General features: G+C 41.1%; 10 protein-coding genes. All 10 read left to right on the forward strand.

The window, feature by feature from the left end:
• Positions 1-612: bifunctional 5,10-methylenetetrahydrofolate dehydrogenase/5,10-methenyltetrahydrofolate cyclohydrolase (locus tag AC075J_RS01865; RefSeq protein ID WP_476389899.1), on the forward strand; the 612-nt coding region annotated here is incomplete at its 5' end.
• Between the two features lies 1 nt (position 613).
• Complete coding sequence (locus tag AC075J_RS01870) at positions 614-1,462, forward strand: glucosaminidase domain-containing protein (RefSeq protein WP_022380772.1); 849 nt, start codon at positions 614-616, stop codon at positions 1,460-1,462.
• Between the two features lie 90 nt (positions 1,463-1,552).
• On the forward strand, positions 1,553-2,527 hold the full coding sequence (locus AC075J_RS01875) for an ABC transporter substrate-binding protein (RefSeq protein ID WP_022380773.1): 975 nt from the start codon (positions 1,553-1,555) through the stop codon (positions 2,525-2,527).
• Positions 2,505-3,293 carry an ABC transporter permease gene (locus AC075J_RS01880; protein ID WP_055200812.1) on the forward strand — a complete coding sequence of 263 codons (789 nt, stop codon included), beginning with the start codon at positions 2,505-2,507 and terminating at the stop codon, positions 3,291-3,293. The genes AC075J_RS01875 and AC075J_RS01880 overlap by 23 nt, the downstream gene beginning before the upstream one ends.
• A 71-nt stretch (positions 3,294-3,364) precedes the next feature.
• Positions 3,365-3,952, forward strand: a complete 588-nt coding sequence (locus tag AC075J_RS01885) for an ATP-binding cassette domain-containing protein (RefSeq protein WP_022380775.1) — start codon at positions 3,365-3,367, stop codon at positions 3,950-3,952.
• A gap of 100 nt (positions 3,953-4,052) precedes the next feature.
• A complete protein-coding gene (locus tag AC075J_RS01890) occupies positions 4,053-5,042 on the forward strand; it encodes a nucleotidyltransferase family protein (RefSeq protein ID WP_022380776.1) in 990 nt (329 codons plus the stop codon).
• Between the two features lie 137 nt (positions 5,043-5,179).
• Positions 5,180-6,328 carry a transporter permease gene (locus tag AC075J_RS01895; protein ID WP_476389900.1) on the forward strand — a complete coding sequence of 383 codons (1,149 nt, stop codon included), beginning with the start codon at positions 5,180-5,182 and terminating at the stop codon, positions 6,326-6,328.
• Complete coding sequence (locus AC075J_RS01900; RefSeq protein WP_476389901.1) at positions 6,294-6,701, forward strand: TIGR00366 family protein; 408 nt, start codon at positions 6,294-6,296, stop codon at positions 6,699-6,701. The genes AC075J_RS01895 and AC075J_RS01900 overlap by 35 nt, the downstream gene beginning before the upstream one ends.
• Positions 6,702-6,733: 32 nt before the next feature.
• Positions 6,734-7,882: a beta-aspartyl-peptidase gene (gene iadA / locus AC075J_RS01905; protein WP_055200810.1), complete on the forward strand. Its 1,149-nt coding sequence runs from the start codon at positions 6,734-6,736 to the stop codon at positions 7,880-7,882.
• A gap of 141 nt (positions 7,883-8,023) precedes the next feature.
• Positions 8,024-8,609: alpha/beta hydrolase (locus AC075J_RS01910; protein ID WP_476389902.1), on the forward strand; the 586-nt coding region annotated here is incomplete at its 3' end.

Raw genomic sequence — 8,609 nt, forward strand, 5'->3', positions numbered from 1 at the left:
GATAAAGTAAACAAAGATGACAGCATTCACGGCGTATTATTATTCCGTCCGCTTCCAAAACATCTGGATCAGGCAGTGATCGAGAATGCACTTGCTCCTGAAAAAGACGTTGACTGTATGACAGACCTTTCCATGTCCGGTGTATTCACAGGCAAGAAGATTGGTTTCCCGCCATGTACACCACAGGCTTGTATGGAAATCCTTGATCATTACGGAATCGACTGCACAGGCAAAAAGGCAGTAGTAATCGGAAGAAGCCTTGTTGTTGGTAAACCTGCAGCAATGATGCTGGTTAAAAAGAACGCAACTGTTACGATCTGCCACACAAGAACTGTAAATATGCCGTCTGTAGCACGTGAAGCAGATATCATTATTGTAGCAGCAGGCCGCGCCGGTGTTGTTGGTGCCGAATATGTAAAAGAAGGCCAGACAATCATCGATGTAGGTATCAACGTAAATGCAGAAGGCAAACTCTGCGGTGATGTTGATTACGCAGCAGTAGAGCCTATCGTAGATGCTATTACACCTGTACCTGGCGGTGTTGGAAGTGTAACAACTTCTGTACTGGTTGGTCATGTGGTAGAAGCTGCAATGAGAAAGGTAAACGCATAAGATGAAAAAAGTGCTGGGAAAATATTTCTGGCTACTTATGACAATAACAGGTGCCCTGATGTTCGGGGCACCTGCTTTGGTAAGTGCCAGTGAAGGGACAGCGTCCACTGATACAGAAAACAGCGCAGCAGACAATGCTGCAGATACCCCAGATGACGACACGATAGCTAAAACAACTGATAGTGCAGAAAAAAACAGTCAGGAAACTGATCATTCAGGAGAGGGACAGATCTCCAAACCTAAATATCTCGAAAATGCAGAAAATAACGGAGAAGAAATTATCTCCGATGAAGACCCGACAGATAATACTTATGGATACTACACGATTATGGGTGGAACAACTGTTTCCGTCGATGAAATGTGTTCATTATACAATAGTCAGGGATGCACTTACCCATCTGAAGAACTCAGTGGCGGCGGAGCATCTGATATAGATACCTTTTGCAATATTATTGTAGAGGAGGCAAATGCCGAGAATGTACGTGGTGAAGTAGTTTTTGCGCAGGCAATGCTGGAAACCGGATGGCTGAGTTTCGGTGGTGATGCGGGAATCGACCAGTTCAATTTCGCAGGTCTTGGAACAACCGGAGGTGGAGTCAAAGGAATCGCATTTCCGGATGTAAGAACAGGAATACGTGCTCAGGTTCAGCATCTCAAAGCCTACGCCTCCACAGATTCCCTGAATCAGGAATGTGTAGATGAACGCTTCGATTACGTGGCAAGAGAGACGGCGCCTTACGTGGAATGGCTGGGAATCCAGGAAAATCCTTATGGCGGCGGCTGGGCAGCAGGAAAAGATTATGGAAGTAAATTAAGAAAAATACTGGCAGATTTGAAATCAGGGACATAAAGACAGAGTTTTGCGCCTTATTTGTATTATTTTTCTGAACTGCTGTAAATGATTTTTAAATTCTTAAATAAAGAAAGGATGTTGAGTAAAATGAAAAGAAAATTGATGATTTGTGCAATGGCTTTGTGTATCTGTGCAGGATTGACCGGTAACACTGGAGAGGTCAGCGTATGGGCATCCGAAGGATCATCTTCGGATGCTGTCCGGATAGGCGCCCTGAAAGGTCCGACAGCAATGGGAATGGCGCAGCTTCTTGATGAAGACGGATACGATTTTACGATTGCTGCATCTCCGGATGAGATTGTTCCGATGGTAGTACAGGACAAGCTTGATATTGCAGCTGTTCCGGCAAATCTGGCAGCAACGTTGTATCAGAAGACAGATAAGGATGTCAGTGTTCTGGAGGTCAATACGTTGGGTGTTCTCTATCTTGTGGAGAATGGAGACAGTGTAAAATCTGTGGAGGATCTTAAGGGAAAGACTATTTATGCCAGTGGGAAGGGTGCAACTCCGGAATATGCTCTGAACTCTGTTCTTAAAGCGAATGGAATCGACCCTGAAAAAGATGTGACTGTTGAATTTAAATCTGAGCACGCAGAGGTAGTTTCCGCACTTGTGCAGGATCAGACAGCAGTCGGACTTCTTCCGCAGCCTTTTGTAACTACAGCGCTGATGAAAAACGATAAGCTGAAGGTTGCCCTGGATCTGAACAAACTGTGGGAAGATTCCATGGATGACGGAAGTAAACTTGTGACAGGAGTTGTGATCGCAAACAATGAGTTTGTTCAGGATCATGCAGATAAAGTAAATGATTTTATGGATGCTTATAAAGAATCTGTAGATTTTGTCAACAGTGACACAGAAGCTGCGGCCCAGATCATAGGAGATCATGATATTATTGCAAAAGAAGTTGCACAGAAAGCAATCCCTGACTGCAGTATTGTGTTTATTGAAGGTGATGAGATGAAAACCATGCTTTCAGGATATCTGGCAACCCTGGATGATCAGAATCCTGAGATTATAGGAGGACAGTTGCCGGATGATGCATTCTATTACAAACGATAGAGCAAAAACTGACAATGGAACGAAATATACAGGAATTCGCATATTAGCAGTGCTTTTCTGGATTGCAATCTGGCAGTTTGCGAGTATGTATCTGAAACAGGAGATCCTTCTGGCATCTCCTGTTTCTGTTGTCCGAAAGCTTTTTGAACTGATTTTCAGCGGAAATTTCTGGCAGTCTGTCGGATTTAGTTTTGTACGCATTGTGACAGGATTTCTTCTGGCTGTGCTTCTGGGAATCTTTCTGGCAGTGTGGGCATATTGGTCAAAAACAGTGGAAATCCTGACAGCACCTGTGATCGCAGTGGTCAAATCTACACCTGTGGCATCTTTTATTATTTTGTGCCTGATATGGATTCCTTCGAAAAATCTGTCAGTTTTTATTTCCTTTCTTATGGTTCTGCCGGTGATATATACAAATATCTTTGAGGGAATACGACAGACGGACAGGAAGATACTGGAAATGGCAAAAGTATTTCGTGTGAATCTCAGAAGACAGATCAGGTATATTTATGTATCGCAGGTACTGCCTTATTTTCTCTCAGCATGCAGGCTTTCTCTTGGAATGTGCTGGAAGGCAGGAGTGGCAGCAGAGGTTATCGGAGTACCTTCAGGTTCTATTGGTGAGAAACTGTATAATGCAAAAATATATCTGAATACTCCGGATCTTTTTGCGTGGACAATTGTGATAATTGTGATTAGTTTTGTATTTGAAAAGTGTTTTCTTGGAATTGTAAGCAGAGTAGTTTATATGATAGAACATAGATAACGGAAATTTTGATTTATGATAATCCTCTTAAATGCATTATTTATGAGGTCTGTTACAGGCGGAGAAGAGATATGGATATAAAGGTAGATCATATTAGTAAAGCATACGGAGAACAGCAGGTACTGCAAGACTTGTCCTGTGTTTTTCCGGAAGGGAAAACCACTTGTATCAGAGGAAGATCCGGATGTGGCAAAACAACACTGATACGGCTTCTTTTGAGACTGGATGTTCCGGATAAGGGGAAAATAGAAGGGGTAAGTGACAGGAAACTCAGTGCAGTATTTCAGGAAGATCGTCTGTGTGAAAATCTGAGCGCTGCTTCTAATATAAGACTGGTATGTACAGAAACAATAACAGACAGAGAACTGGAGGAGGCGTATAAAGCAGTTGCGCTTACTGAAGTTTGGCAGAAACCGGTTCGTGAACTAAGCGGAGGAATGCGCAGGAGAGTATCTATCCTGAGGGCATTGCTGGCTGAATCAGACTGTGTGATCATGGATGAACCTCTCAGAGGTCTTGATGAAAAAACCAGAGCAAAAACAATTGATTATATTTTGAAAAAGACGGAGGGAAAGACGTTGATCTTTGTTACTCATGAAGAAAAAGAAGCAGTTTGGTTAAAGGCTGACAGAACAGTAGATATATTGACAAAACATTAAAATTAATGAAAAACTAAATTTCGGTTATAGATTATAGCGTGTTTGAAAAATCATTTCTACAATCTTCAAACACGCTATAACTCCAAAAGAGGAAAAACTTATGATTACATTAAATGATTATCTGTATTCAGGAGATACGGTTTTAAAAATTTTACAGAAATATACCCGGGATCTGAGAAAAGAAGCGAAACTTACTCATAATGAAATTGATATGATGCATGTGAATTTCCTGATTCAGATCACAGAGCTTTTAGAACACAATGATTTCCTTACGGCCCAGTCCCAGAAGATCCGGGAATTTTATAAATATATGGCTCATGAATATCCGTTTCTTGCGTTTACATTTAAAGGAAGGATCAAATCGCTGATCCGGGCAGAAGAGAAATTTAACGGCTATATTGTGGAATATATTTACGATTATTATACAAAACATGGAACCTATCCTCCTGTATCGGAACTGAAAAATAAACTCAGTTGTTTTCGGGATTTTATTGCATACAGAATTGTGTTGTGTATGCCCAAGTGTCATCTGAAACCAGGAGAAGATCAGGAAACGGCGTCGATCCGCTATCTTTATGAGATTGCCAATGTTCTTCCCGGGTTCCTGGAAGAACGAGGGTTTACGGTGGAGTCTGCCTATGGAGTAAAGAAAAGTACGTCGCCGCTTCTTAATGAAGATGTGAAGATGTATTATCGGGATTATATCTGTGGAACCAGCGGGGAAGGATATCAGTCATTACATATCACAGTTTATGATAACAGTTCCCGTTCTTTCATGGAAGTGCAGCTGCGTACCCAGAAAATGGATGACACTGCGGAAATTGGTCCGGCGAATCATCTGGGATATGAGAAGAGACAGCAGGATGAGCGTGCAAGACGTGATGCTATTCCAGAAGGCGAGAGCGTTTATTTCGATGAAGCCTATGAACGGGGCATGCGTCTTTTGCAGCTGGAACTGGCAGATCTGGATGTAAATATGTTTTCCGCAGTAGATAACAGTCTGATCAATGATGGGTGCGGACTGTTCAGGGGAAGACTGATATTACCTTATGAACATTTGTCAAGATTTCAGAATGATGTGATTGATTGAATAAAACACCTATCTTTTGATGTATAAAAATACAGGGAAATGACAAAAATTGATAAAATATGTAAATTTTTAGTTATATTTTAGGCATTCTATGGTACACTGATATAGTATATCAAAAATGGGAGGGAAACTCGAAAATGAGCAAAAAAGAAGGAAAAGGGTTAAAGTCTTTTAACAAGGGGTTTCAAGTGCCTGACACCTACATTATTATCTTTTTAGTAGTTGTTGTCGCTGCACTTCTGACTTTCCTTGTACCAAAGGGATTTTACGAAACACAGGATATTTCGTATATGATCAATGGTGTTGAGAAAACCCGTACGGTAATCAAAGACGGAAGTTTCCAGTATCTGACAGATGATGCAGGAAATGTAGTAACAGAAGGAGTAGCACTCTTTAGTGGAGATGGTGGAACAGGATTCTTCAACTATATGTATAACGGAATCGTAAGCAGTTCTGCAATCGAGATTATCGCATTTCTTATGGTAGTAGGCGGTGCATTCGGTATCATGATCCGTACAGGAGCGATTGAATCCGGATTGATTGGATTGATCCGTAAGGCAAAGGGAGCAGAAAAACTGCTGATTCCGATACTTTTCGTATTGTTTTCTCTTGGTGGAGCAGTTTTTGGAATGGGAGAAGAAGCACTTCCGTTTACTATGATTCTTTGTCCGTTGTTTGTAGCAGTTGGATACGATTCAGTTATTGCAGTTCTTGTTACTTATGTTGCAACACAGATTGGTTTCGGTTCATCATGGATGAATCCATTCTCTGTAGGTATTGCACAGGGAATTGCAGGTATTGACGTATTCTCCGGAGCAGGATTCCGTATGGTAATGTGGGTAGTATTTACAGCACTCGGCTGTGGAATGACTATGTTCTATGCATCAAAGATCAAAAAGACTCCGACAATCTCAATCGCATATAAGACCGATGCATATTTCCGTGAGCAGAATGAAAAAACAGGAATTGACGAAGGACATTCATTTGGTCTTGGACACATTTTAGTTCTTCTGACACTGGCTGCTACAGTAGTATGGGTAGTTTGGGGAGTTATGACTCAAGGATACTACATGCCAGAGATTGCTACTCAGTTCTTCATTATGGGAATTGTTTCCGGTGTGATTGGAGTTATCTTTAAACTGAACGATATGAAACTGAATGATATCGCAACATCATTCAAAGATGGAGCAAAAGACCTGATCGGTGCTGCACTTGTTGTTGCTATGGCACAGGGCATCATGCAGGTTCTTGGTGGATTCGTATCCGACAACACCTACGGTTATTAATACAATTATGTATAATATTTCAAATGCACTGTCTGGAGTTTCCGGAGCAGTTGCAGCAGTACTTATGTATCTGTTCCAGTCCGTATTCAACTTCTTCGTTGTATCCGGAACCGGACAGGCTGCGATTACAATGCCAATCATGGCTCCACTGTCAGACCTGTTAGGTGTTTCACGTCAGACAGCTGTAGTTGCATTCCAGCTTGGCGATGCATTTACAAACCTGATTGTTCCTACATCAGGGTGTCTGATCGGATCTCTTGCAATTGCAAAGATTGAGTGGTCTAACTGGATTAAATTCATGTGGAAATTCCTTGGTGTATTAATGATTGGTGCAATTATTACAATTCTTATTGCAGTTGGAATTGGATTCTAAAACATACATTTGATAATTGAGAGTGATTTATGATGAAATTAATTCAGAATATTGATGTTTATGCCCCACAGCATCTGGGGAAAAAAGATGTACTTATAATCAATGATAAGATTGTCAAGATTAAAGATGCAGGCTCTATATGCGCAGACGGATTTCTTTCTGAGGCAGAAATGATCAATGGAGAGGGGTTACTTTTAACTCCGGGATTCATTGACTGTCATGTTCATGTACTTGGAGGCGGTGGTGAAGGTGGATTCGCCAATCGTACTCCGGAAGCAACTATGGAAGGACTTACGAAGTTTGGAGTAACAACAGTTGTTGGTTGCCTTGGAACGGATGGAATCGGTCGTGATATGTGTGCACTGGTTGCAAAGACAAAAGGATTGAATGAGCAGGGAATGTCTGCATACTGTTATACAGGCAGTTATCAGATTCCGGTTCACACGTTGACGGACAGTATTGTCAAAGATATTATGATGATTCAGGAAATCATTGGAACCGGAGAAATCGCGATTTCTGATCATCGTTCTTCACAGCCGACTTTTGAGGAATTTGCGCGTGTCGTTGCGGATACAAGACTTGGCGGTGTTCTTTCTGGGAAAGCAGGTATTGTAAATGTTCATCTTGGCGACAGTCCGAGATGCTTAGATCTTATTGAACGAGTGGTAGATGAGACAGAGATACCGGCTTCTCAAATACTGCCAACACATATCAATCGAAATGAGATGCTTTTTGGCAAGTCGATTGAGTATGCGCTGAAAGGCGGAGCAGTAGACTTTACCGGAAATGAAGATATTGACTATTGGGAAACTATCTGTGATGAGGTACGTGTATGTAATGGTATCAAACGGATGCTGGATGCAGGAGTAAATCCTGACCGCATGACAATTTCTTCTGATGGACAGGGAAGCCTTCCGATGTACAGTAGTGATGGCGAATTCCTTGGAATGGGCGTTGGACAGTCCAGCTGCCTTCTGAAGGAAGTAAAGGAATGTGTATTTAAAACAAAAATTCCTTTAGAAATAGCTATTTCTACAATTACATCTAATCCGGCAGATATTCTTCGGCTCAAAGGAAAAGGTAAGGTTGAAGAAGGCTATGATGCGGATCTTTGTATTCTTGACCAGGAACTTCAGCTTGTTGAAGTAATTGCAAAAGGGAATACAGTTTATACAAAATAAAGTATATTGATGTTAAAAGCACCAGTCATTCAGTTGGCTGGTGCTTTTTGCAATATTAAATTCACTTTAATAAGCACTTTATGATATAATGGGCTCGTAGTCTTTTACAGACATAAGAACGGGTATAAGGAGAATATAGTATTGATTAATCAGACAGCGAAGAAGATTTTGAAAGCTCTGTCTTTTGATGGTGTGGAAGTAGAAGCATTTCGTCATATGGCGGATTTAAAACGATTGGATCCGATGAAGATTTTTTATAAAAAAATAGATGAGAAAATATATAACGGGAGTCATGCAGTCCCGATTCGTATTTTCTTTCCAACTGAAAAAAGTTTTCGTGAGAGTGAAGAAAAGAAACATAATATTCAAGATAAAAAGATGCTTTTGTTTATACATGGCGGCGGCTGGGTTACAGAGAGTATCGATAATTATGAAAGAATTTGTGCTCGGCTGGCTAATGCAACCGGACAATATGTAGTTGCAGTTGAATACCGACTGGCACCGGAAGATAAATTCCCGGCAGGTCTGGAAGATTGTTATGCCGTTGCGAAAACATTATATTCCGGAGATTTTATGCTCAACATAAAACCCGAAAATATTACATTGATCGGAGATAGTGCCGGAGGGAATCTTTGTGCAGCATTATCTTTGATGGCTAGAGATTGTGGAGAATTTATGCCAAAAAGACAGATACTGATCTACCCGGCTACATATAATGATTATACAG

The organism is Blautia sp. ZXY-1-C6 (assembly GCF_056339875.1).